Source organism: Caballeronia concitans (assembly GCF_001544615.1).
GTDB lineage: Bacteria > Pseudomonadota > Gammaproteobacteria > Burkholderiales > Burkholderiaceae > Caballeronia > Caballeronia concitans.
Genome location: NZ_FCNV02000001.1, coordinates 1,223,913 through 1,249,946, shown reverse-complemented (window position 1 = coordinate 1,249,946; position 26,034 = coordinate 1,223,913). Strand labels below are relative to the sequence as shown.

Sequence of the window (26,034 nt, the reverse complement as noted above, 5' to 3'; positions counted from 1 at the left end):
TCCCTAGGCGATGAGCGTCACGATGCGCGCATCGATCGTTTCAGCATCGGTATCGACGTCGAGCAATGCGACTGTGACCGGCAACTTGAAGCGACGCGGCCCCGCGCTGCCCGGATTCACGAACAGCACGCCGTCGCGCCGCGCGACAACAGGTTTGTGCGAATGCCCGGTCACGACGACATCGATGCCGTCGAGTTGCGCGGGAAGATCGGCGATATCGTGCACGACGTGGATCGTCGCGCCGCCGAGTTCGATGCGCGCGTGCTCCGGCAGCGACGCGACGTCCTCGCCGATGTCGTTGTTGCCGCGCACGACGGTGAGCGGTGCAAGCGACGCAAGCGCGTCGAGGACTTCGCGCTTGCAGATATCGCCCGCATGGATGATGTGATCGCACGCGCGCAGTGCGTCGAGCGCTTCGGGGCGCACGAGGTTGTGCGTATCGGAGATGAGGCCGATGCGAATCACCGCGTCATTGCTCCTCGCTCACCAGCATGTTTTCGATGCGTCGATCCGGCACGAGCCACACGACCGCGACGATCGCATAGATCGCGGCGGCGATCCACGGCTGCCAGAACGACGCCGCGATCGCCACGAGATACAGCAGCACGGATATCTTGCCCTTGCGATCCGCGCCGAGCGCGCGTTCGAGCGGCGAGTTCTCGCCGTGCATCGAAATGAGCGTGCGCGTGAGGATGTAGTACGCGACGGCCGTCATGAAAAGCACGAAGCCGTAGCAGGCGGTCGGCACGGCGGTGAGATGGTTCTCGCCCATCCAGTTCGTCGTGAACGGAAAAAGCGAGAGCCAGAAGAGCAGATGCAGGTTGGCCCACAGCACGGAGCCGTTCACGCGCTTGATGGCGTGCAGCAGATGGTGATGATTGCTCCAGTAGATGCCCACGTAGATGAAACTGAGCACGTAGGCGGCGAGCACGGGAACGAGCGGCGCGAGCGCGGCGAGGTCGTCGCCGTGCGGGACTTTGAGTTCCAGCACCATGATCGTGATGATGATCGCGATGACGCCATCGCTGAACGCTTCGAGCCGGGTCTTGCCCATTGGATGTCCTCGCGAGTTGGCTTCGAACGAGCCGTGGCAAGTGAGTCGCCGATTATGCGTGAGGTGCGCGAGGTTGTCGAATGGCTTTCAATATCGCGCGTCCGGGCGATGCCTACTGGTCGTCGTCCGCCTGCGGCTTCGGCACGAGCTTCGCGGGCGCGAGCCACTGGAAGGCCGTCAGCGTGTTGTCGGTGAACGTGCATTCGGCGGCGGCGGGCGTGTCGGTGGTCTTGGTCGCGGGCGGCGTCGCCGGCGTTTTGATCGTGCCGTGCACGACGACGCGCGTGCCGTGGATAGCCGCGCCCGAACCGGTGACTTTCAGCGGCGCGCTCGCGGCATCCGGATATTCGGCGTGCATCCGTTCCTTGCACGCGTCGATGTTGCGGTAATAGGACGTGCAGCCGGCCATGAGCGCGAGCGGAATCGTGAGAAGCGGAAGCAGGCGGGAGCGGATGTTCATCGATGGAATCGGTCGATGCCCGACGCGGCGCGGGCGCATCGGAGCGAAATGTGAGTTTGCGGCGAAGCTTTATAACACGCGCGAAGCCACTTGTTCGACGCTCGGGCGCGGTAGCACAATCGGCGCAAGTCTCGTTTGATGATTCGTTTCCCGCCCGACGATGCGGAGGCCGCCATGCAGAAGGACATCGAAGTAGGCGATTACATGCTGAACATGAGCGCGGTGCCCACGCCGTTGCAGCGCGACGGCGAAGATGAAGCGCCCGTCGAAGGTTACGCGATTCGCGTGCGCGTGACGCGCGTGGATCAGCGACCGGTGCACGGCTCGACGCTCACCGACGACTCAGGCGAAATGACGGGCGATCACGGTCCGTTCGAGACGGTCGCCGAGGCGCTCGCGCATGGGGAAGCCTGGGGACGGCATTACGTGGCGCGCGTGCTGGGGCATGCGGTTTAGAGCGCGACGGTTTCGGCGTAGGAATGCCGTTGGTCGGCCATGCAGTGATTCACGCCTGGTGCCGGGGACCGGACTCGAACCGGCAAGCCGTTAGGCGGCGGATTTTAAGTCCGCTATGTTTACCAATTTCATCACCCCGGCAGGGCGGACGCGATTCTACCATCGTGTGCGCCGTGTCAGGACCGTGTGACGGCGCGCGAAGCCGCTTCGTATCATCGCCCCGCCAGCAGACCTTCTCCGTCTCCAGTATGATCGGCGGCTTGCCTCAAGCCGCCCTCCTGCCCGTCCGACGGAACGAACCATGTCCGCGTCATCGCATCAGTCGCCGCACGCTTCTCACGATCAAACGCCCGAGCGCCATCCGCACTATTCGCGCGCGACGCTCTGGCTGCTCGCGACCATCGCGGGCGTCTCCGTCGCCAACATCTACTTCAATCAGCCGCTGCTCGGCGATTTCCGCGCGTCGTTTCCCGAAAGCGCCTATCTGATCGGCGCCGTGCCCGCCGCCACGCAGCTCGGCTACGCGTTCGGCATGCTCGTGCTCGCGCCGCTCGGCGATCGATTCGACCGGCGCATGCTGATCCTCCTGCAACTCGCGGCGCTCGGGGTCGCGCTCATCGTGGCCAGCACCGCGCCGACGCTCGCGGTGCTCATCGCGGCGAGCCTCGCGATCGGCGTCGTATCGACGATTGCGCAGCAGGCCGTGCCCTTCTCCGCCGAACTCGCGCCCGCCTCCGAGCGCGGTCACGCCGTCGGCACCGTGATGAGCGGCCTGCTGCTCGGCATCCTGCTCGCGCGCACGGTGTCGGGCTTCGTCGCGCAATATTTCGGCTGGCGCGCGGTGTTCGCGGCGTCCGTAGCGGCGACGATCGCGCTCGCCATCGTCGTGATCCTGCGGCTGCCGAAAAGCCGTCCGACATCCACGCTTTCCTACGGCAAGCTGCTCGCGTCGATGTGGCATCTGACCGTCGAAAGCCCGGCGCTGCGCGAGGCCGCGCTCACGGGCGGCGCGCTCTTCGCCGGCTTCAGCGCGTTCTGGTCGCTCCTCACGCTCCTGCTCGCGGGCGAACCGTTTCACATGGGACCGCAGGCGGCGGGACTTTTCGGAATCGTCGGTGCGGCGGGTGCGCTCGCCGCCCCGCTCGCCGGCAAGTCCGCGGACAAGCGCGGGCCGCGCGCGGTCATCACGCTGTCGATCGTGCTCGTGGCGGTGTCGTTCGTCGTGTTCGCGCTGTCGGCGAAGAGCATCGCGGGACTCGTCATCGGCGTGATCGTGCTCGATGTCGGCGTGCAGGCCGCGCAGATCTCGAACCAGTCGCGCATCTACGCGCTCAAGCCCGAGGCGCGCAGCCGGGTCAACACGGTCTACATGGTGGCGTACTTCATCGGCGGGGCGGCGGGATCGGCGCTCGCGTCGCTCGCATGGCACGCGATGGGCTGGACAGGCGTGTGCATCGTCGGGCTCGGCGCGACGGCGCTCGCGGGCTTCAGTCACTGGCGCGGGCGCCAGACGCGCGCGGTGCGGGAAAGCGGCGCGTGAGCGGGGAATAGCGGGACGATGGAGCCGCGAGAAGCGCTGACGGTGGGATAGAAGCGCGCAGTGTGCGAACACCGTTCCGTGCGGCCGTTCAAACCCGCTCCCGCGCGTACTCCTCCATCGCATCGAGCACGCGATCGAACTCGAGCGACTTGTCGAAGAAATGGCGCACGCCGTATTGCAGACACCGCTCGCGATAAGCCGGCAACGCGTGATTCGTCAGCACGACGACGAACGCGCCCTTCGCGACGCCCCGCGTTTCCGCGCCCTTGAGCCACGCGAGCACGTCGATGCCCGAACCGCGCTTCAGTTGCAGATCGACGATTACCGCATCGAACGGCTGCGACGACAACAGCGCGATGGCCTCGTCGGGTGCATCGGCGAAAGCGGTCACGCGCCACGGCCCGAGCGCGTCGATGGCTTCGGTGAGACTGCGGCGGATCAGCGGCGAATCCTCGATCAGCAGCACCGCGAGCGGCGCGCCGCGCGGTCTGTGCTGTTCTGCCGAATCGTCGATGGTGATGTGGCCCACGGCGGGCATCCTCCGCTTTACTGCGTCCTCGTCGGCGGCAAGCGCTCGGTTATGTTCTCGGTTCCGTTCTATTCGATCAACCCGTTCTTGATCGCGTAATACGTGAGATCGGCGTTGTTCGCGAGCCGCATCTTCTCCAGCACGCGCGCGCGATACGTGCTCACCGTCTTCACCGACAGATGCAGCTCCTGCGCGATCTCCGTCGGAATCCGGCCGCCCGCGAGCTTGCAGAAAATCTGGAACTCGCGCTCGGAAAGCATTTCATGCGGCCGTTCGGCTGCGGGCTTGTCGAGCTTGTCGGCGAGCGCATCGGCGATGAACTCCGACAGATACCGATGCCCGCGCGCCACCGTGCGGATCGCGCGCACGATCTCGTCGGGCGCGGCGTCCTTGTTCAGATAACCGTTCGCGCCGGCCTTGAGCAGGTTGATTGCGTACTGGCTCTCGGGAAAGCCGGACAACATCAGCACGCCCTGCTGCGGCCTGATCTGCTTGATGACGCGTAAGGTGTCCACGCCGTTCTTGTCGGGCATCGCGATGTCGAGCAGCACCACGTCGAATGCCTGCTCGCGCACGAGCGCGATGGTTTCGTCGCCGGTCGATGCTTCCGCCGCCACTTCCATATCGGGTTCGTCGGCGACGAACTGCCTGAACCCGCTGCGCACGATCGCATGATCGTCGGCTATCAAGACTCGAATCATTCGCGCCGTCCGCACTGCTTGAATAGGTGAGCGGTCATTGTACGCATGCTTCGTTCATGCGCGATGCGCGGTTCCGCTCGCCCGCGCATCGCATCCTGAGGTTCCGCGAAATCAGCCGTTGCGGCCTTCGAGCAGGTCGGCCATGTCGTCGGCATGCTCTTCTTCCACGGCCAGAATCTCTTCGAAGATACGGCGCGTGGTGACGTCCTTGTCGCCCAGATAGCGAATGATCTCGCGGTACGTGTCGATCGCGATGCGCTCGGCGATCAGGTTCTCGCGAATCATGTCGATGAGATCCGTGCCTTCCTTGTACTCGGAATGCGAGCGCGACTTGAGGCTATCGGGCGCGAAGTTCGGCTCGCCGCCCAACTGGACGATGCGCTCCGCGAGAATGTCGGCGTGCTCCTGCTCTTCGGTCGCGTGCTCGGCGAATTCCTTCGCGACGGCTTCCGAATGAATGCCCTTCGCCATGAAATAGTGGCGCTTGTAACGCAGCGTGCAGACCCATTCGGTCGCGAGCGCGTCGTTGAGCAGCTTCAGCACGGTCTCGCGGTCCGCGCTGTACGTCGACGTGACCGGGCCTTCGTCCATGTGCTGACGCGCGTCGTTCCGGATCTTCTCCACGTCGAGGACGAAAGCGTCCGAGGATTGGCCCGGCGCATTTACAGCAGACGATTTGGACATGTGATTGGCTCCTGTGGATGGGGTGATTGGCGGTCGTTGATGCAGGTCCGCGCGTTCTCTTCATAGCGCCCTGCTATCCGATCATCGTCTTCGATGCACGCGCCGTGCCCGCTCGGGACGGCGCGCCGGAACCGCGTATCAAAAGTGCGTGGCCGTCATGTCCTGAACACGCCGAGCAACAGCGTGACGACGAACACCACGAGAAAAATATAAAACAGGATCTTCGCGATTTCCGCAGCGCCGGCTGCGATGCCGGTAAAACCGAACACGGCGGCGATGATCGCGATCACGAAGAAAACGGCGGCGTAATGAAGCATGGAACCTCCTCGTTGATCGTTCTTGTCAGAGTCCGCTCGGGCGGGGCTCAGCTCGGAAATGCCGCCGCCCTCACGTTCCAGTGTGATTAGGGATGCGATGAAGCCCCGCTAATCGACCGCTTTCTTGGTAATGACGAACCCGAGCACGAGAAACACGACGCACAGAATCAGGAACAGGATGAACAGGAACTTGGCGATCGACGCCGCGCCCGCCGCGATGCCGGTGAAGCCGAGCAGACCGGCGATCACGGCCACGATTGCAAAGAACAGTGCCCACTTCAGCATGATCTTTCCCCGTAGGAATGGATAGTGAGCCCATCCTAGCGGTGCACTCACCGATGCGCATTCGGGCTGGCTCCTTTTTTGCTGTGAGAATCCACCGACATCAGCTTTCAATCGGCTCCGCGAGCGAATCATCGTTCGCCCCCGCGACGCCTGAGACCACGCCATGAGCCACGTACCTCGCGCGACTCTGTCGCCCGTTGCCCACGACCCGCCGTCCGCGCCGCCGCGCGCCGGACTTGCCCGCATCAACGAATGGATGCGCCGCTATAGCTGGCTGGTGGCAATGACGGTCGCCATCGTCATCACGGTCGGCGGTCTCGTGATTCTCGAATCGGGACGCATGCGCATCGCCGCTGAATACGAGACCGCGCTCGATGCAAAAACCGCCACCGCCGATCTCTCCGCGCTCGCCGCCGACATCGCGACGCTCTCCGCGCAACGGCGCGCGTTCGTGTTGCAGCCGGACCCGGCCTACAAGTCGCAGTTCGATTCGACCGCCGCGCACGTGCGCCGCGCGCTGTCGACGCTCGATGCCTATTACCGCCGCATCGGCGACGACACCGCGCTCGCCAGCTTCGCGCAGGTCAGCGCGGCGGCGAATGAGGAGATCGAAAGCGGCGCGGCGCGGCTCGCGGGATCATCGCCGGACGCCGCCGAGCCTTCCGCTTCCGACAACTCCACGCTCGACGCCGCCCTCTCCCTCCTGCGCCTGAACGAAGAGCAGCGCGCGCAGCACGCGCTCGATACGAGCCGCGCAGATCAGCGCATTTCCACGTTGTGCGTCGGCGCGTTGTGCGCGCTGAACATCGTGCTGTTTCTGCTGCTCTTTCGGAATCTCGGCATTCAGCTGGACAAGCAGGATCGCGTGCAAAAGGAACTCATCACGCAGCAGGAAGAACTCGATCAGCTCGTCTTCGAACGCACACGGCAACTGGAAGCGCTCGCATGGCACTTGCAGTCGGTGAGCGAAGACGAGAAGACGCAGCTCGCCCGCGAACTGCACGACGAACTCGGTTCCATTCTCACCGCGAGCAAGATGGATGTCGCGTGGGTGCGCGGCAAGCTACGCGAAAGCGAACCGGCGATGGCCGAGAAACTCTCGCGCGCCATCGTCAATCTGGATCAGGGCATTGCGCTCAAGCGCCGCATCATCGAGGACATGCGGCCTACCGTGCTCGCCAACTTCGGCCTGGTGACCGCGCTGCGCTCGCTCGTCGACGAAGCCGCGCAGCGCAACAACTGGACCGTCGAATTCGATCTGCCGGGCGAGGACGTGAAGCTCGGCGAGGCCATCGAAATCGCGCTCTTTCGCGTCGCGCAGGAAACGCTCACGAACGCGGCGAAGTACGCGCGCGCGAGCCGTATACGCGTCGCGCTGACGATGGATGCGGCAGTCGTGTCGCTGCATATCGCCGATGACGGCGTCGGCATCCGTCCGCAAGATTTGAAGCGCACGCAGACGCACGGGCTCGTCGGCATGCGGCAGCGCGTGTCGGCGCGCGGCGGACGCTTCGAGATCGAGCGCGTGAAGCCGCATGGCACGAGCATCAGCGTATCGATGCCGCGCGAGCGCGTTCATGGCGATGCAGAGCCCGCGCCGGCCCGCTCCGCTGCGTAGGACGATGCCGACGCCAAGTACGGATCACACCGACAGAAAAAACACATGCGTGCCTACAGCCGAGGCCCACCCGCTTTTTTTATGATTGTTTACACCGGTGAGGCCCGTCGAACGATCAGCGGCCAATCCAGACACGATCAACCACGCCATTCACTTCAAGGGGAATGAACATGACTCGAATCATCGCTTTGCTGCTGATCGCCGGCACGGCCGCGCTCGCGGGCTGCAACACCATTTCGGGCGCAGGCCAGGATCTCTCGAAGGGCGGCCAGGCCATCTCGAACTCGGCTGAAGAGCATAAGTAAGCCAGCCGGTCTCCGACTCGATTTAAACGTAGTTCCCTGTCTTTCCCGCCGCCTCGCGCGGCGGGATTTTTTTGTGCGCGCCTTTTTGCGGGCGTCACAAGAAGGGAAGCAAATTCAGGCGAGCCCGCGCCGGCGACGCTCGAACCAGAACGACAACCCGACGCTCACCAGAATCACGACGGTCGCGATGACCGTCCAGCGCGTGATCGCCTCGCCGAGCAGCAGCGCGCCGAGCAGCACCGCGACGACCGGATTCACATACATGCAGCTGCTCGCGATGATCGGGCTCGTGTGGCGAATGAGAAAGCCATACGCGACGTAGGCGGCCATCGTGCCGATCAGCATCAGATAGACGAACGAGAACGCGGGCACCCAGCCGAGGCTCGTCAGCCGCTCGCCCGACAAGAGCGCGACGATGGTCGAAATGGAACCGCCAAGGCCGATCTGCAGCGCCGTCGACACGAAAAGATCCGACGGCAGTTTCAGGCGGCTCGCGAGATGCGCGCCGCCCGACCAGAAGATCGCGCCGCAGAGAATCGCCACGCTGCCGGCGGTCGCGCCCGAGCCCTGGTTGCCGTGGTTGAGCAGCACGATGCCGGCGAGCCCGAGGCCGACCGCGACCCACTCGCCTTTCGCGATGCGCCGGCCGGTGAGCGCGGCGATGATCGTCGCGAAAAGCGGGACCGTCGCGACCATCACGGCGGCGGTGCCGGTTTCGACGGTGCGCATGCCGTACGCGAGCATCCCGCTCGACAAGCCGACGAGCAGCGTGCCGACGATCGCGGCGTTGCGCACTTCGGCCATCGTCGGCCAGACGGGCTGGCGGCGCGCGGCGAGCGCGAAGAGTCCGATGCCCGCGAACAGATTGCGCATTCCGGACAGCAAAAGCGGCGGAAACGATTCGAGCGACAGATGCACGGCGAGATACGTCGATCCCCAGACGACATACACGACGGCGAGCGCGAACGCGACCTGTCCCTTATGGGAGCGCGGCACGCGAAACGGAAAGCGGTCGGGAAGCGAGAACGGCAGACGCGGCGGCAAGGCGGACATGCATCACTCCGCGAAGGCCGCGCCACATGCGGCACGAGAGGGACACATCGGACGGCTGGTGGTGCGACGCCTGCAAAGCGCGGCAGGACGAAGAAGACACGACGGCATGATGAAGCGATGGAAGGCGATCGAGAGGCGAACGCGCGGCGGCGGTCGCGAAACCACGTTTTCGGGTAAGTACCTCTGGGGTAAGTACCTAAAACGCGGCGCTCGCCATTATGCAGGAACGACGGAACGTGAAGCGGGCAAATCGTCGATGGTTGCCAACACGCCACGGTGCGGTGTATGGTGGCGGCTGCTAACGCGGGGGTCCTGCGCTGCACATCGCGATTCGAGTCGGCATGACCGGTCGAATCGCCCGTGTATCGTGGGTGAGAAATACCCTTTGAACCTGATCTGGATAATGCCAGCGCAGGGAAGCGTTCGGGTTCGTCGGTTTCGCCTCAGACCACTTCTTCCGAACCCGCACCTTTCCGTCTCGTTCCTCCCTGTTTAGCTCCTGAGTCAGCCGTGCGTCTACGTTCGCGCTGGAATTTTCGTCCCTGCAGGAGACATACAGCACATGAATGCCAATCCGAAGTTTCTGTCCGAAAACGCCGTTGTCGATGCAGCCGCCATCGCGCCGCTGCCGAACTCGCGCAAGGTCTACGTGAGCGGATCGACGCCGGACATCCGCGTGCCGATGCGCGAAATCACGCAGTCCGACACGCCCGACGGCTTCGGCGGCGAGAAGAATCCGCCCGTATATGTGTACGACACGTCGGGTCCGTACACCGATCCGGACGCGAAAATCGACATCCGCTCGGGCTTGCCCGCGTTGCGCGCCGGCTGGATCGACAAACGCGGTGACACCGAGGAACTCGCGGGATTGTCGAGCGAATTCGGCCGCGAGCGCGCCGCCGATCCGAAGACCGCCGAACTGCGCTTTCCGGGGCTGCATCGCAAGCCGCGCCGCGCCGTCGACGGCAAGAACGTCACGCAGATGCACTATGCGCGCGCCGGCATCGTCACGCCTGAGATGGAATACATCGCGATCCGCGAAAACCAGCGCCGCGCCGAATACCTTGAAAGCCTTCGCACGAGCGGGCCGAACGGCGAAAAGCTCGCCGCGATGATGGGCCGCCAGCATCCCGGTCAGGCGTTCGGCGCGGCGGCATTCGGCAAGGACGCGCTAAAGGAAATCACGCCCGAGTTCGTGCGCGAGGAAGTGGCGCGAGGCCGCGCGATCATCCCGGCGAACATCAATCACCCGGAAAGCGAGCCGATGATCATCGGACGCAATTTCCTCGTGAAGATCAACGCGAATATCGGCAATTCGGCGGTGACGTCGTCGATCGGCGAGGAAGTCGACAAGATGACGTGGGCGATCCGCTGGGGCGGCGACACGGTCATGGACCTCTCGACCGGCAAGCATATTCACGAAACGCGCGAGTGGATCATCCGCAATTCGCCGGTGCCGATCGGCACGGTGCCGATCTATCAGGCGCTCGAAAAGGTCAACGGTAAAGCCGAAGACCTGACATGGGAGATCTTCCGCGACACGCTCATCGAACAGGCGGAGCAAGGCGTCGATTACTTCACGATCCACGCGGGCGTGCGCCTGCAATACGTGCCGCTGACGGCGAACCGCATGACCGGCATCGTGTCGCGCGGCGGCTCGATCATGGCGAAGTGGTGCCTCGCGCATCACAAGGAAAGCTTCATCTACGAGCACTTCGAAGACATCTGCGAAATCATGAAGCAATACGATGTCTCGTTCTCGCTCGGCGACGGCCTGCGTCCCGGCTCGATCTACGACGCCAACGACGAAGCGCAGCTCGGCGAACTCAAGACGCTCGGCGAGCTGACGCAGGTCGCGTGGAAGCACGACGTGCAGGTGATGATCGAAGGCCCCGGCCACGTGCCGATGCAGCTCATCAAGGAGAACATGGACCTGCAGCTGCAATGGTGCGACGAAGCGCCCTTCTACACGCTCGGGCCGCTGACCACCGACATCGCGCCGGGCTACGACCACATCACGTCGGGCATCGGCGCGGCGATGATCGGCTGGTTCGGCACCGCGATGCTCTGCTACGTCACGCCGAAGGAGCACCTCGGCCTGCCGAACAAGGACGACGTGAAGGAAGGCATCATCACGTACAAGCTCGCGGCGCACGCGGCGGATCTGGCGAAGGGTCATCCGGGCGCGCAGGTGCGGGACAACGCCTTGTCGAAGGCGCGTTTCGAGTTCCGCTGGGAAGACCAGTTCAATCTCGGCCTCGATCCGGACAAGGCGCGCGAATTCCACGACGAAACGCTGCCGAAGGATTCCGCCAAGGTCGCGCATTTCTGCTCGATGTGCGGCCCGCACTTCTGCTCGATGAAGATCACGCAGGACGTGCGCGATTTCGCGGCGAAGCAAGGCGTGAGCGAAACCGATGCGCTCACGCACGGCATGCAGACGAAGGCGATCGAGTTCGTGAAGAAGGGCGCGGAGATTTATCAGCCGACTTGATGCGGGTTTGATGGTGATTCGATGTTGACGGCGGCCTGTCGCACTGTGCGTGCGGCGGGCCGTTTTCATTTCTGCGTGGCTGGCGGATCGGACGAATCAGGCACCTTTCCTGCTGTAAGCCAGATGAACCGGCGAGACTTTGCGGCGCCGTTCCATGCGAGCCGCAGCCGATTCACCTCAACATCGTATTGGAGAGTCGACATGAAAAACATCAAACAAATCGGCGCCGCTGCAATGGTCGTTGCACTCTTTGCAGGCCTCACCGGCTGCGACAGCATGACCACCCGTCAACGCGATACCGCGATCGGCGCGGGCGTCGGCGCAGCGGGCGGCGCGGTGATCGGCGGCAGCGCGCTTTCGACGCTCGGCGGCGCGGCAGTCGGGGGAGTCATCGGCAACCAGGTTGGCAAGTAACGAGACCACGCACAGGCGGCGCGGCGTCCATCGCCTGCGCCGCTGTTTCAGGACTGTTACAAGACGCCGCATCGCAATACTTTTTCACAGAACCTCGGAAGCGCGGCGCAGTGCGTTCGAGTAAGCTCCTCTTAACGGACCGGTGCGAGCCAAGAGTCCGGCAAGCATCACGCAAGGAGCAGCACCATGATCCCCGCCCGCTTCACCGTCACCTCTCCTATCACCGGAATCAGGGCAATCGTTGCAGCGCTCGCCACGGGCGTGCTCGTCGGCGGATGCTACTACCCCGCTTATCCCGACTACCCGGCCTATTACTACCCGACCGTGCCTGCCGCCTACACGCAGCGCGAGTTCGCCGTGCCGGCGCAGGGTGCATCGGGCGCCGCAACGGCTTCCGCACCGGGCGCCACGTATTCGACCGCGCAGGTCGAGTATCAATACGTGGCGGCGTCGCCGAGTGCGGACTATTACGCCGTGCCCGCTTACCCGTACTACGCGCCTTATCCGGCCTACGCGGCTTATCCCGCGTATCCGCCGTATTACGGCTGGGGCTACCCGGCAATCTCCATAGGCTTTGGATACTGGGGCGGCGGCGGATGCTGCTGGAGACACGGCCACGGCTGGCACGGCGGTGGATGGCACGGCGGTGGCGGATGGCACGGCGGCAACACCTCATGGCAGGGTGGGCACGGCGGCTATGGCGGCGGTTACGGCGGCGGCCACGGGGGACGTCACTGACTCGCGTAAACCATGTTTCGCGGACGATACAAACGAAACCCCGCCGGACGGCCGTCTATTCGTCTGACGTAACACTTCTGCAACATTTTCCGACGCGAACCGTCGACAGATCCGGTTCGCGTCCGCATTTCGCGTCCACACGACAAAGCTCTTCCCTTTTCCGACAAGCCTCCGGCTGATTTCGCCAGACAATTGGCACGGTTCTGGCTAATCACCCTCGCAAATCGCTTGACGCGACGGCACACCCGCCGTCGCGAACTTCGTTCTCGGGGATCGGACATGATGGCCTTTGTGTTTTTCCTGCTCTGGATGCTCGCTTCCCTCGCGCTCCTGACCGTCTGGGTGTTCCGGCAAACGCCGCAATCGGGCAACGATGCCCCCGCGCCCGGAGCAGCCGTCGAGGGCTGAGCGCTTTTCCGCTTGACGGAGGCCATCGGTCACCTATTCTTAGTCTGCACTTTAGGCAACTGCTTAAGGCCGCGGAAGCACCGGCTCGCGACGCGCATCGCGGCTCGACGCCGCCTGCGTATAAGAATGCGACGCCTGTCGACAGGAGACCTCGATGTTCCATCAGCTGCTCACCCCGGTCGCGAATTCGCTCGCGCTGTCGTTCATCGTCGCTGCGCTGCCGATCGCCGTCGTGCTCGCGCTGCTCGGCTGGGCGCGGCGTCCCGCGTGGCAGGCGTCGCTCGCCGGGCTGATCGTCGCGCTCGTCATCGCGGTGGGCGCGTGGCATTTCCCGGTCGGCCTCGCGCTCGATTCCGTGGCGGCCGGCGCCGTGTTCGCGCTGTGGCCGGTCATGTGGATCGTGTTCGCCGCGATCCTGCTCTACAACGTCGCGCAACGCTCGGGCCGCTTCGAGGCGTTCCGTGTATGGATGGTCGAGAATCTGCCTAACGACAGGCGTATCGTGCTGGTCGTCATCGGCTTTTCGTTCGGCGCGCTGCTGGAAGGCATCTCCGGCTTCGGCACGCCGATCGCCATCACCAGTTCGCTGCTGATCCTGCTCGGCTTTCCGACGCTCGAAGCGCTCACCTTCACGCTGATCTTCAATACCGCGCCGGTCGCGTTCGGCGCGCTCGGCGTGCCGATCACCGTGCTCGGCGCGGTGACGCACCTTCCCACCGACGCGCTCGCCAAGATGGTCGGCCGCCAGTTGCCGTTCTTCGCGTTCTTTCTGCCGTTCTACGTGATCGGCATCTACGCCGGTTTCCGCAACATGATGCGCGTATGGCCGGTGCTGCTCGTCTCGGGCGGGGCGTTCGCGCTCACGCAGTACGTGACGTCGAACTACATCAGCTATGCGCTCACCGACGTGCTTTCGTCGCTCGTCTCGCTGATCCTGACGATCGCGTTCCTGCGCGTCTGGAAGCCCGTCGCCGATGGGCGTTTCGCCGTGAACGTCGACCGGCTCGGACAGACGCGCGGGACCGTCTCGGGCGGACAGGGCTGGCTGCCGTGGATCGTGGTGTCGGTGGTGGTGATCGTGTGGACGGTCGCGAAGATCTTCCTGATCGGCGACGTGAAGATTGCGTGGCCGGGCCTCGACAAGGCTGTCTACATCACGCTGTACAACCAGCCCTACGGCGCGATCTGGGACTTCCAGCCGCTCGCGACGGGCACCGCGATTCTCGTCGCGTCGATCATCACGGCGGCGCTCGTGCGGCTGCCGGCGCGCGAGTACGGCGCGGCGATCGTCGATACGTGGGTGCAGACGCGCATCGCGATTCTCACGGTCGCGACGATCGTCGGCCTCGCCTATCTGATGAACTACTCGGGCATGAACTACACGCTCGGTCTCGGCGTGGCGTCGGTCGGGCCGTTCTTTCCGCTCGTGTCGGCGTTCCTCGGCTGGGTGGCGGTGTTCCTGTCCGGCAGCGATACGTCGGGCAACGCGCTCTTCGGCAATCTGCAGGTGGTCGCGGCGCATCAGCTCAATCTGAATCCGGTGCTGATGGCGGCGACGAATTCGTCCGGCGGCGTGATGGGCAAGATGATTTCGCCACAAAATATTTCAACCGGCGTCGCGACGACCGAACTCAAGGGCAAGGAAGGCCTCGTCTTCGCGCGCACGTTCAAGCATTCCATTCTCCTGACGGTGATTCTCGGCGTGCTCGTCTGGCTGCAGCAGAACGTGCTGACATGGATGATTCCGCCGCACTGAATTCCGGCTTCTTGCGGTCTCATTCCACGCGCGTTCTTTTGCGTTCTTTCACGCGCGATGCGGTGCTAACATGCGCGGACTTTTTTCATCAGCAGTCTTGAAGTCCGCATCGTCATGTCCATCGCCAATTTGTTGCAATTGATCGTCCTCGCCGCGCTGTGGGGCGCATCGTTCCTGTTCATCCGTGTCGGTGTGGCCGAGTTCGGCGTCGCGCCGCTCATGGCGGTGCGCGTCGGCATCGGCGCGCTGTTTCTCGTCGCGATGCTGCTTGCACGCCGCAACGCCGCTGCCACGCTCGCGACGATGCGCAAGCGCGCGCTGGCGCTCTTCGTCGTCGGCATACTGAATTCGGCCGCGCCCTTCTGCCTCTTCGCGTTCGCGGAACTGACGCTGTCGGCGGGCGCGACGTCCGTCATCAACGCGACGACGCCGCTTTGGGGCGCACTCGTCGCCTACGTGTGGCTGAAGGACCGGCTGACGACGATGCGCACCATCGGCATGGCGATCGGTTTCGCGGGCGTGCTGCTGCTCGTGTGGAACCAGATCGCGACGAGCGGGCCGGCATCGGGCGGGCTGCCCGTCCGGGGCATGCTGGCGGCGGCGGCTGCCCTCGCGGCATCGGCGCTGTATGGCGTGGCGGGCAATTTCGCGAAGAAGTATCTGATGGACGTCGACGCGACGACGAACGCCGCAGGCAGCATGATCGGCGCGACGATCACGCTCGCACCGATCGCCCTGCTCACGTGGCCCGCGACGCCGGTGTCCGCGCACGCGTGGTCGGCGGTGATCGCGCTGGGCGTGTGCTGCACGGGCATCGCGTATTTCCTGTATTTCCGGCTGGTTGCCGCTGCGGGACCCGCGCGCGCGATGACGGTCACGTTCGTCATTCCGCTTTTCGGGATTCTGTGGGGCGCGGTGTTCTTGCGCGAGCATGTGTCGGTGGCGATGCTGGAAGGTTGCGCTGTCGTGCTCGTGGGGACGGCGCTCGCGACCGGAATCGTGAAGCAGGTGCCGTTTCTCGCGCGACGGGGAATGATGCGGTGATGGGATGGCGGCTTGGCTAGGCATGTTGTCGACGATGCCGCTCGCGACCGGGTTGCCCGAAACCGCGCCGCCGATGAAGTCGCGATGACGCGGCGGCACGCGACAGGCGACCTGAGGCTCACCGCGCGGTTCGCGCGTGCTGTCGTCGTTGATGCTTGATCGCGCGAACCGTAGCCTCCGCGACGACTGCGCCGCGCGCATTCAACGCAAGCGCGCGACGAACTACTCTCCCCGCACCGCCCCGCGCCCCGCCTTGACCGCGCCCCGCTTGATCTTCCCTTCGACCCGACGCACCTGCGACGCCCGCGTCGGCTTCGTCGCGATGCGCTTGCGCCGCGTGACGCTCACGCTGCGGATCAGCTCGTCGAGCCGCGCGAGCGCCGCCGCGCGGTTCATGTCCTGCGTGCGATGCTCCTGCGCCTTGATGACGATCACGCCCTCACGCGTGACGCGGCTGTCGGAAAGCGCGAGCAGCCGCGCCTTGATGTGCTCCGGCAGCGACGACGCGCGGATATCGAACCGCAAATGAATCGCGCTCGATACCTTGTTGACGTTCTGGCCGCCCGCGCCTTGCGCGCGCACGGCCGTCAGCTCGACTTCGCCCGGCGGCACCATGAGGCTATCGGACATGTTTGGCTCCCTCCGTTCAAGACCGTTGCCGCGAACGCGCCGATTGCGCCAAGCGCGCCAGCCGCGCCATTCGCGCGGCGAGACCGGAATCGCGACGCGTCGGCGTATCGACGGCCTGTGCGAAGATGGCCGCCGAACCGATGACTTCGATGCGGCGCTTCGCCCGCGTGATCGCCGTATAGACCAGCTCGCGCGACAGCACGCGCACGAAACTGCCGGGCAACACGAGCGCGGCGTGCTCGAACTCCGAGCCCTGCGATTTGTGGACGGTCAGCGCGAACGCCGTGTCGTGCGGCGGCAGCGCGGCGGGCGACACATAGCGCAGCGAGCCATCCGCCATTCGGAACGCGACGCGCAGCGCGCCGTTCGCGCCCGGCAGCGCAATGCCGATGTCGCCGTTAAAGAGTCCGAGCGCATAGTCGTTGCGCGTGACGATCACCGGGCGGCCCGCGAACCACTGTGCTCCGAGTGCAAGCGCAATGCCCGCCTGCTCGCGAACCTTGGACGCAATGCGCGCGTTTACTTCATCGACGCCGCGCGGGCCCTTGCGCGTGGCGCATAGCACGCGGAAGCGGTTGAGCGCGTCGAAGAGCCGGGCTTCGTCGGATGGCGCGCGATCGTTTCGCAGCAGCGACGCGAGCGCATCGGCGTACGGCGCGAATCCCTTGGCCAGATGGGCGAGCGTGCGGTCCGAGAGGGTCGCGTGGTCATCGTCGATCAGGATGGCGGCGGGCGCTTCCGATGCCGTGGAAGGCGTGGTGTCGAGCGCGTTGAGCGCGGCTTGCGCGTCGCCGTTGCGGATCGCGATCGACAAGCGCCCGATCGCCGAATCCAGCCCGAAGCGATAGTTGCGCGCGAGCCAGACGACGCAATCGGTGAGCGGGGCCTTGTCGCTTGGTTCGTTGTCTTCGTCGCGCGACGTGTCGCCGATGGTCGCGAAAAGGTCGGCGTAGCCTTCATCGTCCGCGTCCGATGCTTCGTCGCTCGTGTAGGCGTCGTGGTCCGCGAAAAGATCGGCGTAGCCTTCGTCGTGCGCTTCGGTACGGCGATGTGCAAGGTCCGCTCGGTCGGTGAGATCGTCTTGGCTTGCGAACAGGTCGTCGAATGTATCGGGCGCCGGCTCGCTTGCATCACCGGCACGCCTATGCGCCGCGTTGACCGACGGCAACGCCGCCCGCAACCGCGCCAGCTCCACGCCCAACGCGCCCGCGATGCGCCGCGCCCCGCCCTCGCTGAACGACGGCTGCGCGCTCAGTTCCGCGAACACCGCGCCCGCCTCGACCGCCGACAACTGATCCTTGTCGCCGAGCATCACGAGCCGGCTCGACGGCGCGACCGCTTCCAGCAAATGCGCCGCGAGCGCGACGTCGATCATGGAAGCCTCGTCGACCACGATCACGTCATAAGGCAACGGATTGTCGCGATGATGCCGGAAGCCGCCGTCCGGCAGCACGCCCAGCAACCGCTGCAACGTGAACGACGTGCGCGGCAGACGCCCTGCAAGCTCGGGTGGCAGCTTGTCCGCGCGCTCGATCAACGCTTCCTGCATGCGTTGCGCCGCCTTGCCGGTCGGCGCGGCGAGCGCGATGCGCAAGCCCGGATCGGCGTCGAGCAGGCACGCGAGCACGCCGACGACGGTCGTCGTCTTGCCGGTGCCCGGTCCGCCGCTCACGATCGTCAGCCTCCCCGCCAGCGCGACCAGCGCGGCGACGCGCTGCCAGTCGATGTCGTCGGCGTCGCGTGAGGCCTCTCCGAAATAGTGCGCGATACGCTGCGCCTCTTGCGCGAGTTCGCGCTGCGAAACGTCGATCCGCGCGCCCCGCGCCCGCTCGACCAGCGCGACCGCGAGCCGCCGTTCGTAATCGAAATAGCGCGCGAGATAGAGCCGCCCGTCTTCGTCGATGACGAGCGGCCGCAGATCGGCAGCGTCGATGCGCGCCTCTGTGCGGGCGAGCGTCGCGACGCCGCTGGCGAGCAGCGCATCGCGGGCTTCGCGCATGCTTTCTCCGTGACGGCGCGCGAGCGCGGCGAGCGGCATGCAGACGTGCCCGAGTGCCGTCGCCCGGCTGATGGCGAGCGCCGCGCGTTCCGCCCACGCGATGGCGCGCGCGTCCGCGCCTGACCATCGTGACAGCTCGCCGATGCGCCGCGCGAAACCTTCGGCGAGCGCGGCGCTTTCATCGGCGAAGGCGGACGCGGCCGCAGCCGCCACGTTGATTCTTTCCATTGTGCTCATACCGCGTCTCCGCCCATCACCCGATCGAGCGCTTCCACCAGTTCCAACGAGGGCCGTCCGCGATGGACCCCGCTCGCGTTCTCGCCGTCGCGCCAGTCCGGACGCACGCCGCGCACGAACAAATAAAGATAACCGCCGACATGCGTTTCATAGTCGTAATCGGCGAGCCGCGCGCGCAGGTAACGATGCAGCGCGACTACATAAACCAGCGCCTGCAGGTGATACGCGTGATGCGCCATCGCCTCGGCGACCGGCGCGGCGCTGTAATCGGCGGCGGCATCGCCCAGATGATTCGATTTCCAGTCGATGATCCAGTAACGCCCGCCGTGCAGCACGATCATGTCGATGAATCCCTTGACGAAGCCCCGCAACGCGCCCGCTTCGAGCGCGACATCCGGATAGCCGTGCATCGACAGAAGCCGGCGCAGCGCCGCGAAATCCAGCGACGGCGCGGGGAACAGAAACTCCAGTTCGTTCATGCGCCGCTTCATCGCGATGCCCGACAGCCGCATGCCCGGCGCGATCTCGCTTTCGAGCGTATCGGCGAGCAGGCGCAGCATCATCGGACGAAGACGCTGCGCGAGCGGCTCGGGCGCGGGAATCGGATGCTCGCGCAACGCGCGCTCGACCGCCTCGGGCCACGTGGACGGCTGCGTGAAATCCGCCAGCTCATACATGCGATGCAGGCACTCGCCCGCCGCCGCGCCGCGCGGGAACGCGAGAATGTCGTCGTCGGGGAGCGCGGCTTCGGCTCGCGATGGCGTTTCGGGTGGCAGCGCGGAATCGGCGAGTTCGTCGTGATCGGGACGCGCTTCGGCGGGCTGCGGCTGATTCGCCTCGTCGCGCGCGCCGGCCGCCACCAGGGAACTGAAGCTCGCCATGCGCCACCGGTCGCGCAACAGACGCCGGTTCGTGCGCGCGGCGATCTCGTGCGCGCCGGACGCTTCGGCGGCAAGCGGCTCGCGTGCATCGATGACCGGCAGCGGCGTCACGCCGATCGCGCCATCGGCTTCGGCTTCCAGCGCGCGCCACGCCGCGACAATGCCCGCTTCGTCGGGCGGCTCGTCGCAGAACGCGTCGAAGTCCCGGCCCGCGCCGGCGGCGAGCCAGTTCAGCACGCTTCTGCGCGATTCCTTCGTCGACTTGTTCGACATGTTCGAGATGTAGACGCCCGCGACCACGTAGCAGCGATACACCGCCCGCGTCAGCGCCACGTAGACGAGACGCGCGCGCTCGGCCGCCTGTTCGCGCGCGATGGCCGCGCTCACCTCTTTCGATTCCTCGTCGTCGATTCCATAGTGCAGCACTGCCTCGCCCGCGTCGTCGTGGTACTCCTTCGCGTCGGGCAAGCCGGATTTCGATGCATCGCGCGCCGCGCCGTCGTTGAGGAACGGACAGAACACGACCGCGTACTCCAGCCCCTTCGACTTGTGGACGGTCACGATCTGCACGAGATTGCGGTCGGATTCCAGGCGCAGTTGCGCATCCTCGCCGCCGCCCTGCTGGGCACGCTGCGCGGCGAGCCAGCGCAAGGTCGGCGCGATGCCCGGCTGCTCCGCCGAGCGCGCCTGCAGCAATTCCGCCAGATGGTTCACGTTCGTGAGCCTGCGTTCGCCGTCGGCGCGCGAAACGAGGCGCGCGGCAATCGACAGTTCCCGCGCCAGCGTGCGCCACATCACCGCGAAGCCGCGCTCGTGCCAGATCGTGCGATACCGCGAGAAGCGTTCGACCCAGCTCGTCGAGTCGTTCGCGCCGCTTTCATCCGTCGATGCCGCGTGTTCCAGCCGCCACAGCGCGGCGGCGTCCAGCCCGAACCAGTCGGTCGCGAGCGCGGCGCGCAGTCGGCGCAGGTCGCCGGGCGTGTCGATGGCGGCGAGCACGCGCTCGATCTGCTCGGCGTCGAGCGAGCCGAACACCGACGCTTGCGCCAGTTCCACGCTGCCGATGCCCCACGCCGCGAGCACGCGCTTGACGATGCTGCCCTGCCGATGCGTCTGCACGAGCACGGCGATATCGCCCGCGGAAAGCGCCTTGTCGCCGATGTGCACTTCGCCGCGCTGCGCGCCGCTCAACAGGCGCGCGATCTCGGCGGCGCACGCTTGCGCGGCCTCGCGCTGCGCGTTGCCCTTGGAGAGCGCGGCGTCGCCGTGCGGCAGCATCCAGACGCAAAAATCGGCGATATCGGAATAGGCGGCGGCGGGCGTGGCATCGACGAACGGCCCGCGCGCACGCGCGCCCGCGCGCACCGGCTGATAGTCGAGCCCATCGAGAATGAACGCCGACGGATTCGCGCCGAACACGCGGTTGCACGCCTCGATGATGCGCGGCGTCGAGCGCTGGTTCACCGCGAGCGTGTAGCGCGCGCTCGCGCCGTCGCGCGCGGCGAGATACGTGTGCAGGTCGGCGGCGCGGAAGCTGTAGATGGCCTGCTTCGGATCGCCGACGAGAAAAAGCGGACCGTGCGGCGCGAACACGCGGTTGAAGATCGCGTATTGCAGCGGGTCCGTGTCCTGGAATTCGTCGATGAGCGCGGCCGGATAACGCTCGCGCAACGTCTGTGCGAGCCACGCATGTTGGACGAGCGCGCGATGCAGGTTCGAGAGCAAGTCGTCGAACGACACCACGCGCCGCGCGCGCTTTCTCGCCGACAGTTCGGCGGGCGCGTAGTCGAGCCATTCGCGCACGATGTCGAGCCATATCGCGCGCTGCGCGGCCTCGGCAGCGGCGGCAGACGCGGCGATTGCCTCGGCGTGCTCGAAGAATTCATGCGCGGGCGGCGCGTGCTTGACCTTCGTGCCCTTCGCAAGCGCCGACGCCGTGATCTTCAGCGCTTCCTTCGGCGGTTCGGCGTGGCAGTCGGCATCGGCGAAATAGCGCGCCCACGCGTCGAGGGCCGCTTCGATCATCGAGCGCTTGTGCGAGGTCTGCTTCAGCATTGCTTCGGCGTCGAAGAGCAGCTTCGCGATCGCGCCGCGCTCGGCGGTCCACACCGCGCAGGCTTCGTCGAACAAGGCTTGCGCATCGACGGCTTCGGCGGCGAGTTCCGCTTCGCTCTTGCCCCAGCGCAGTGTCGCGAGCGGCTTCTTGAGACGGCGCGCCAGTTGCGCATCGAGCGATGCCGGCCCCGCGCCCTTCGCGACGAGCCACGACGCGAACGACGGCGTGCGCGCCGCCGCCGGCTCCACGCGCTCGCGCCAGAAATCGGCGGCAAGCTCGAAGCGCAACGCGCTGTCATCGGCTTCCATATCGAACGCGAACGGCATCGCGGCGGCGAACGGCGCTTCCTGCAGCGCGCGCTGGCAGAACGCGTGGATCGTGTGGATCGCGGCCTGATCGAACGTATGCAGCGCGATGCGGATGCGTTGCAGCGCCTCGTCGGAATCGATGTCCGCGAGCGTCGTTTCAAAGAGCCGTTCGATGAACGGATCGCCGGCCGGATCGCCGTTTTCGATGGCATGCGCGACGCCCGCGAGCCGCGTGCGGATGCGCTCGTGCAGCTCGGCGGTCGCGGCCTTCGTGAACGTGACGACGAGAATGCGCTCGACGCTCAACTGCTTTTCGAGCAGCAACCGCACGTAGAGCGCGCAGATGTTCCAGGTCTTGCCGGTGCCGGCGGACGCTTCGATCTGATTGACGCCGTCAAGCGAACAGGAAAAGACGTCGAGCTCCTGCACGGCGGCGGGGTTCATGGCTTGGATGGCGGTCGTCATCATGCGTCGCTTTGCAGGTGTTGCGAAAGCGGCTCGAATACGATGCGCGCGAGCGCGGCGAAGCGGTCGTCGAGCGCGAGCGATTCACCGCGAAACGCGATGCGATAAACGGGATCGTCCGATTCGGCGCGCGTGCGGTCGGATTCCCACGCGGCATGCGCCTTCGAATCGCCTTCGGTCATCTTGAGCCACGCGCTCTTGGGAAAGAAACGCAGCGGCATGCGGCGTCCCGCGCGATACAACGCCGCGAGCGCCGCCAGATGCGCGTGTGGATTCGCGACGGGCGTCAGCTCGAAATCCGCCGACTGCGCGCCGCGCCCGTGCCAGATCGTGCGGCGCGGGCCGTCCGGCAGCGCCGCGCAGTAAGCGAGATGCGCGAGCCACGCGGACAGGTAATCGCGGGCGCGCGGCTGGTCGTAGCGATAGATCACCTGCCCTTGCGGCGTCAGGCGATTGAGCGTGCCGGACAGTGTGAGCGGCCGCTCGTCGATGAGCGCATCGTCATGCGAGCCGAAAAGCGCGACGCCGCCCGTGTCCGGCCAGCGCGGCACAATGTCGAGCGAGAACGGCAGACGCGCCGCGCCTTCGGCCACCGACACGCGAATGCGGTCCGCGAGATTCGCGAGCGCGTGCATCTCGCGCGCCTGCCACACGGCGCCCGTCGCGCCGCCCGGCATCTCGGGACTCGTGCGCGCCACATGCCGCGCGCGTTCGCGGGCGCGATGCGTGGCTTCGTCTTCCACTTCGAGCAGCGACGGCAGCACGCGCGCGGCGAGCGCATCGCGGCCAGCGAAGCCCAGTTCGAACGGCTCGGTGATATCGAGTTCGGCTTCGGCATCGACCAGCGCAATGCCCAGCCTGTCGCGCAGCAGCGCGCGCGCCGGATGCCGCCAGAAGCGCACGAAATCGTCGAACGCGACGATGCCCGCGTCCTCCTCTTCCGCCGGCAACGGCGATGCGAAGAACGGCGCACTCGGCTGCGCCCGGCCCGCCGCCAGCGCCCGCGCCAGTTCCGCGCGCTCCGGCTCGTAGGTGAAGAGCCGGCCGTTCGGCTCGAAATACTCGGGCGCGAAAGGCTGCAGCGGATGCTCGTGAACGAACAACGCCCGCGCCTTCGCCAGCTCCTCCGGCGGGGCGTGCTTGCCCGCGACGGCTTCGGCCAGATAATCGAGCAATTCGTCGATGAGCGCGGCGGGCGGCAGCACGGCGTTGTCGCGGATGCTGCGCCCGGTGTACGCGATCATCAGCCGGTCGCGCGCCGCGAGCATCAGGTCGAGAAACAGATTGCGCTCGTCGTCGCGGCGCTGGCGGTCGCCCAGCTTGCCGAAGCTCGCCATCAGGTCGAATTCGTCGGCGCGCGCGAGGCTCGGCAACATGCCGTCGTCCATGCCGAGCAAACACACCACGCGATACGGCAGCCCGCGCAAGCTCGTCAGCGACGAGAACGTCACGCCGCCCCACGGCACGCCGCCGCGCGCGGGATCGTCGAGCGTGTCGGTGAGCGCGGTGCGGATCACGGCGGCCGATACTTCCGTGTCGCGCGCGCCTTCGTCCATCGCGACGATCAGCGCGTCGATGGCGTGGCGCACGTCGCCGATGGTGTCGTTGAACGCGACGCCCGCATCGAAGAAACGCGCGAGCGTGTCCTGCAGCAACTCGCCCCAGGCGCGTGCCGTGCGCGGCGTTTCGATTTGCGCGGCGAAGGCGTCGATATCGTCGATGAAACGCGTCAGGCGTCCGAGCAACTCGGCCTCCGAGCCTTGCGCGCCCTCCACCGGCAGCCATTCCGCGACCGGCGCGCCGCCGCCCGGCAGCGCGTAGCCGAGATAGAGGCGCGTGAGCGCATCGGCGAAGGTGTGGCGCGCGGCGGGCACGTGCTCGCCGGTGGCTTCCGTCGGACGCAGCCCGCGACGCGCACCCGCCGCCGCGAGCCATTCCTGCGCGGTTTCGAGCGATGCCGCATCGATCGCGTAGCGCGTTGCGATGGCATCGACGCGCAGCCATTCGATCAGCTCCGGCGCGCCGACGCCGCGTTCGGCGAGCGCGAGCCAGTCGAGCATCGCGCGCGCGACGGGGTTCGCCTGCGACGGCGGCAGGCCGGTGATGCGATACGGAATGCGCCTGCGCTCGTTGCTCGCGCCCGCCGGCGCCGTGCCGAATATGCCGTCGATGAGCGGACCGGCCACCGCGAGATCCGGAAACGCGACGAGCACATCGGACGGCTCCAGCCCTTCGATCTCGTCGAACCAGTCGAGCAGGCGGTCGTGCAGCACTTCGAGCTGGCGCGACAGGCTGTGGCAGACATGCACTTCCACGCCGGCATCGACGATCTCGTCCGGCTGCGGCTCCGCATTCTCTTCGTCGAGCGTCAGGATGCCGTTCTGCACGCGCGCGAGCCACGTCGGCGCGGTGTTCTCTTCGAACAATTCGCGCTCGCTCGATGCCGCGCTTTCCGTCAGTTCGTGCAGCATGTGAAGCTGCGCCTGGGTCTGACGGCCCCACTCCGCGAGCAGCGGATGACCGACTTCCTGAAAATCGGCCTCGCCCTTCAGTTGCAGTTGCTCGACGCGCGCCTCGCTCACGATGTCGAACCAGAATTCGCGGCACGGATTGAGCGCGTAAATACGCACGTCGATCCAGCGCGACAGCTCGCGCAGCAACGCGATATGCAGCGGCGGCATGGTCGGCAGCGCGAACACGCTGATGCGGCTCGGCCATTCGGCGCGCATCGCGGTATCGAGATCGAAACGCGGCGCTTCGGCGAGAAAGCGATACGCGGGCGGCGTCGGGTCCTGATCGGCGGCGGGCGCGTGGGGATCGGCTTCAGGATCGGCCTTCAGATCGTCGAGCAACGCGCGCCACAGCGCCGACTGCCAGCGTTCGTCCTGTCGCTGGATGTCGCTCGCGCCCGCGAGACGCGGCCCGCGTGAGTCGCTGCTTGCGTCCGTCTGAGCGCGGCCGCCCGCGAGAATCGAGCCGCCCGCCTGCCAGTGCGTGAGCCATTCCGGGCGATACGTCAGGTAGTGATCGAAGACCGTCGCGATGCGGCGCGCGAGTTCGTAGCGCATGGAATCGTCGGCGGCATCGAGATAAGTCGACAGACGCGGCGCCTGTCTGAACGACGGTTCGTCGAACAGGCGATAACAACGCCACGCGAGCCGGTCCGGCGAAAACGGCGAACGCGCGGGCACCGGCAGCACGCGGCCGATCTGCGCCCACAGCCACTGCGCGAGATAGCAGAACTCGACGTTCGCGCAAATGCCGAAGCGCTCGGCCATGTCGAGTTCGAGCCGGCGTCGCACGGCCGCGCTCGGCACGATGACCGATTCGCTCGCGAAAGGATCGCCCTCGCGCATCGCGAATGCGTCGAGGTCCTCGAAAAGCGCGGCGGCAAGCGTTTCGTGGCGGTTCGAATAAAAGAGTTCGAGCATGAAGAGCGGGATTGGGTGCGCTGCCGGACAACCTGGCAAGGCGTCAGATGCAAAGCTTTGTCAAATCAAGCGCCAGCATAACAAAGGGGCCTGGCGGCGAGAACCTGGCCGTTCGGCCGAGGTCCGAAGGCGGGTCGAGTGCGTTAGACTCGACCTCGCTCTTGCCCTTGG

At 66.0% G+C, this 26,034-nt stretch carries 23 protein-coding genes, 1 tRNA gene and 1 riboswitch; of the genes, 10 read left to right on the top strand and 14 right to left on the bottom strand.

The window, feature by feature from the left end:
• Positions 1-3: 3 nt before the first annotated feature.
• From AWB72_RS05780 to AWB72_RS05770, 3 genes are all read right to left on the bottom strand, one after another.
• Positions 4-462, bottom strand: a complete 459-nt coding sequence (locus AWB72_RS05780; RefSeq protein ID WP_040048917.1) for a metallophosphoesterase family protein — start codon at positions 460-462, stop codon at positions 4-6.
• Positions 463-469: 7 nt separating this feature from the next.
• The gene (locus AWB72_RS05775) at positions 470-1,054 is read right to left on the bottom strand and encodes a TMEM175 family protein (protein WP_040048809.1); all 585 of its coding nucleotides are present in this window, start codon (positions 1,052-1,054) and stop codon (positions 470-472) included.
• Positions 1,055-1,166: 112 nt separating this feature from the next.
• A complete protein-coding gene (locus AWB72_RS05770; RefSeq protein WP_040048918.1) occupies positions 1,167-1,514 on the bottom strand; it encodes a hypothetical protein in 348 nt (115 codons plus the stop codon).
• Positions 1,515-1,688: 174 nt separating this feature from the next.
• Here AWB72_RS05770 and AWB72_RS05765 point away from each other — a divergent pair, with 174 nt between their 5' ends.
• Positions 1,689-1,970 carry a hypothetical protein gene (locus AWB72_RS05765; RefSeq protein WP_040048919.1) on the top strand — a complete coding sequence of 94 codons (282 nt, stop codon included), beginning with the start codon at positions 1,689-1,691 and terminating at the stop codon, positions 1,968-1,970.
• A 56-nt stretch (positions 1,971-2,026) separates the two neighbouring features.
• Here the strand turns inward: AWB72_RS05765 and AWB72_RS05760 are convergent.
• Positions 2,027-2,111, bottom strand: a tRNA-Leu gene (locus tag AWB72_RS05760).
• Positions 2,112-2,271: 160 nt separating this feature from the next.
• Between AWB72_RS05760 and AWB72_RS05755 the strand changes: the two genes are divergently transcribed.
• Positions 2,272-3,510, top strand: a complete 1,239-nt coding sequence (locus AWB72_RS05755; protein WP_040048810.1) for an MFS transporter — start codon at positions 2,272-2,274, stop codon at positions 3,508-3,510.
• Positions 3,511-3,598: 88 nt separating this feature from the next.
• Here AWB72_RS05755 and AWB72_RS05750 read toward each other — a convergent pair whose 3' ends face one another.
• The 5 genes from AWB72_RS05750 to AWB72_RS05730 form a co-directional block, all read right to left on the bottom strand.
• The gene (locus tag AWB72_RS05750) at positions 3,599-4,039 is read right to left on the bottom strand and encodes a response regulator (RefSeq protein WP_244285519.1); all 441 of its coding nucleotides are present in this window, start codon (positions 4,037-4,039) and stop codon (positions 3,599-3,601) included.
• 68 nt (positions 4,040-4,107) lie between these two features.
• Positions 4,108-4,740 carry a response regulator gene (locus AWB72_RS05745; RefSeq protein WP_040048812.1) on the bottom strand — a complete coding sequence of 211 codons (633 nt, stop codon included), beginning with the start codon at positions 4,738-4,740 and terminating at the stop codon, positions 4,108-4,110.
• Positions 4,741-4,851: 111 nt separating this feature from the next.
• Positions 4,852-5,424, bottom strand: a complete 573-nt coding sequence (locus tag AWB72_RS05740) for a ferritin-like domain-containing protein (RefSeq protein ID WP_040048813.1) — start codon at positions 5,422-5,424, stop codon at positions 4,852-4,854.
• 155 nt (positions 5,425-5,579) lie between these two features.
• Positions 5,580-5,741 carry a DUF1328 domain-containing protein gene (locus tag AWB72_RS05735; RefSeq protein ID WP_040048814.1) on the bottom strand — a complete coding sequence of 54 codons (162 nt, stop codon included), beginning with the start codon at positions 5,739-5,741 and terminating at the stop codon, positions 5,580-5,582.
• 108 nt (positions 5,742-5,849) lie between these two features.
• Positions 5,850-6,026, bottom strand: coding sequence for a DUF1328 domain-containing protein (locus AWB72_RS05730; protein ID WP_040048815.1), 177 nt, complete (start codon positions 6,024-6,026; stop codon positions 5,850-5,852).
• Positions 6,027-6,189: 163 nt separating this feature from the next.
• Here AWB72_RS05730 and AWB72_RS05725 point away from each other — a divergent pair, with 163 nt between their 5' ends.
• Together AWB72_RS05725 and AWB72_RS05720 are read left to right on the top strand one after the other, a co-directional pair.
• Positions 6,190-7,644 carry a sensor histidine kinase gene (locus AWB72_RS05725; RefSeq protein ID WP_040048816.1) on the top strand — a complete coding sequence of 485 codons (1,455 nt, stop codon included), beginning with the start codon at positions 6,190-6,192 and terminating at the stop codon, positions 7,642-7,644.
• 170 nt (positions 7,645-7,814) lie between these two features.
• Positions 7,815-7,949, top strand: coding sequence for an entericidin A/B family lipoprotein (locus tag AWB72_RS05720; protein WP_040048920.1), 135 nt, complete (start codon positions 7,815-7,817; stop codon positions 7,947-7,949).
• A gap of 114 nt (positions 7,950-8,063) precedes the next feature.
• Here AWB72_RS05720 and AWB72_RS05715 read toward each other — a convergent pair whose 3' ends face one another.
• Complete coding sequence (locus tag AWB72_RS05715; protein WP_040048817.1) at positions 8,064-9,002, bottom strand: EamA family transporter; 939 nt, start codon at positions 9,000-9,002, stop codon at positions 8,064-8,066.
• Between the two features lie 295 nt (positions 9,003-9,297).
• Positions 9,298-9,438: riboswitch (TPP riboswitch) on the top strand.
• Positions 9,439-9,564: 126 nt separating this feature from the next.
• On the opposite strand from AWB72_RS05715, the gene thiC reads away from it, so the two are divergent.
• The 6 genes from thiC to AWB72_RS05690 all read left to right on the top strand — a co-directional run bounded on the left by thiC (position 9,565) and on the right by AWB72_RS05690 (position 15,856).
• The gene (gene thiC / locus AWB72_RS05710) at positions 9,565-11,496 is read left to right on the top strand and encodes a phosphomethylpyrimidine synthase ThiC (protein ID WP_040048818.1); all 1,932 of its coding nucleotides are present in this window, start codon (positions 9,565-9,567) and stop codon (positions 11,494-11,496) included.
• A gap of 201 nt (positions 11,497-11,697) precedes the next feature.
• Complete coding sequence (locus tag AWB72_RS05705; protein ID WP_040048819.1) at positions 11,698-11,910, top strand: YMGG-like glycine zipper-containing protein; 213 nt, start codon at positions 11,698-11,700, stop codon at positions 11,908-11,910.
• 186 nt (positions 11,911-12,096) lie between these two features.
• On the top strand, positions 12,097-12,648 hold the full coding sequence (locus tag AWB72_RS05700) for a hypothetical protein (protein ID WP_052449692.1): 552 nt from the start codon (positions 12,097-12,099) through the stop codon (positions 12,646-12,648).
• Positions 12,649-12,927: 279 nt separating this feature from the next.
• On the top strand, positions 12,928-13,056 hold the full coding sequence (locus AWB72_RS29635; RefSeq protein ID WP_280174554.1) for a hypothetical protein: 129 nt from the start codon (positions 12,928-12,930) through the stop codon (positions 13,054-13,056).
• 154 nt (positions 13,057-13,210) lie between these two features.
• A complete protein-coding gene (locus AWB72_RS05695; protein WP_040048820.1) occupies positions 13,211-14,812 on the top strand; it encodes an L-lactate permease in 1,602 nt (533 codons plus the stop codon).
• A gap of 114 nt (positions 14,813-14,926) precedes the next feature.
• Positions 14,927-15,856 carry a DMT family transporter gene (locus AWB72_RS05690; RefSeq protein ID WP_052449693.1) on the top strand — a complete coding sequence of 310 codons (930 nt, stop codon included), beginning with the start codon at positions 14,927-14,929 and terminating at the stop codon, positions 15,854-15,856.
• A gap of 222 nt (positions 15,857-16,078) precedes the next feature.
• On the opposite strand, the gene arfB is transcribed toward AWB72_RS05690, so the two are convergent.
• The 4 genes from arfB to recC are packed head-to-tail and all read right to left on the bottom strand — an operon-like array spanning position 16,079 to position 25,863.
• Complete coding sequence (gene arfB / locus AWB72_RS05685) at positions 16,079-16,486, bottom strand: alternative ribosome rescue aminoacyl-tRNA hydrolase ArfB (RefSeq protein ID WP_040048822.1); 408 nt, start codon at positions 16,484-16,486, stop codon at positions 16,079-16,081.
• 16 nt (positions 16,487-16,502) lie between these two features.
• Entirely contained in the window at positions 16,503-18,722 is a 2,220-nt protein-coding gene (locus AWB72_RS05680; RefSeq protein ID WP_052449694.1) for an AAA family ATPase, read from the bottom strand.
• On the bottom strand, positions 18,719-22,432 hold the full coding sequence (gene recB, locus AWB72_RS05675; protein WP_052449709.1) for an exodeoxyribonuclease V subunit beta: 3,714 nt from the start codon (positions 22,430-22,432) through the stop codon (positions 18,719-18,721). The genes AWB72_RS05680 and recB overlap by 4 nt, the downstream gene beginning before the upstream one ends.
• Positions 22,432-25,863, bottom strand: a complete 3,432-nt coding sequence (recC, locus tag AWB72_RS05670; protein WP_040048823.1) for an exodeoxyribonuclease V subunit gamma — start codon at positions 25,861-25,863, stop codon at positions 22,432-22,434. Before recC ends, recB begins: the two co-directional genes overlap by 1 nt.
• Positions 25,864-26,034: the final 171 nt, after the last annotated feature.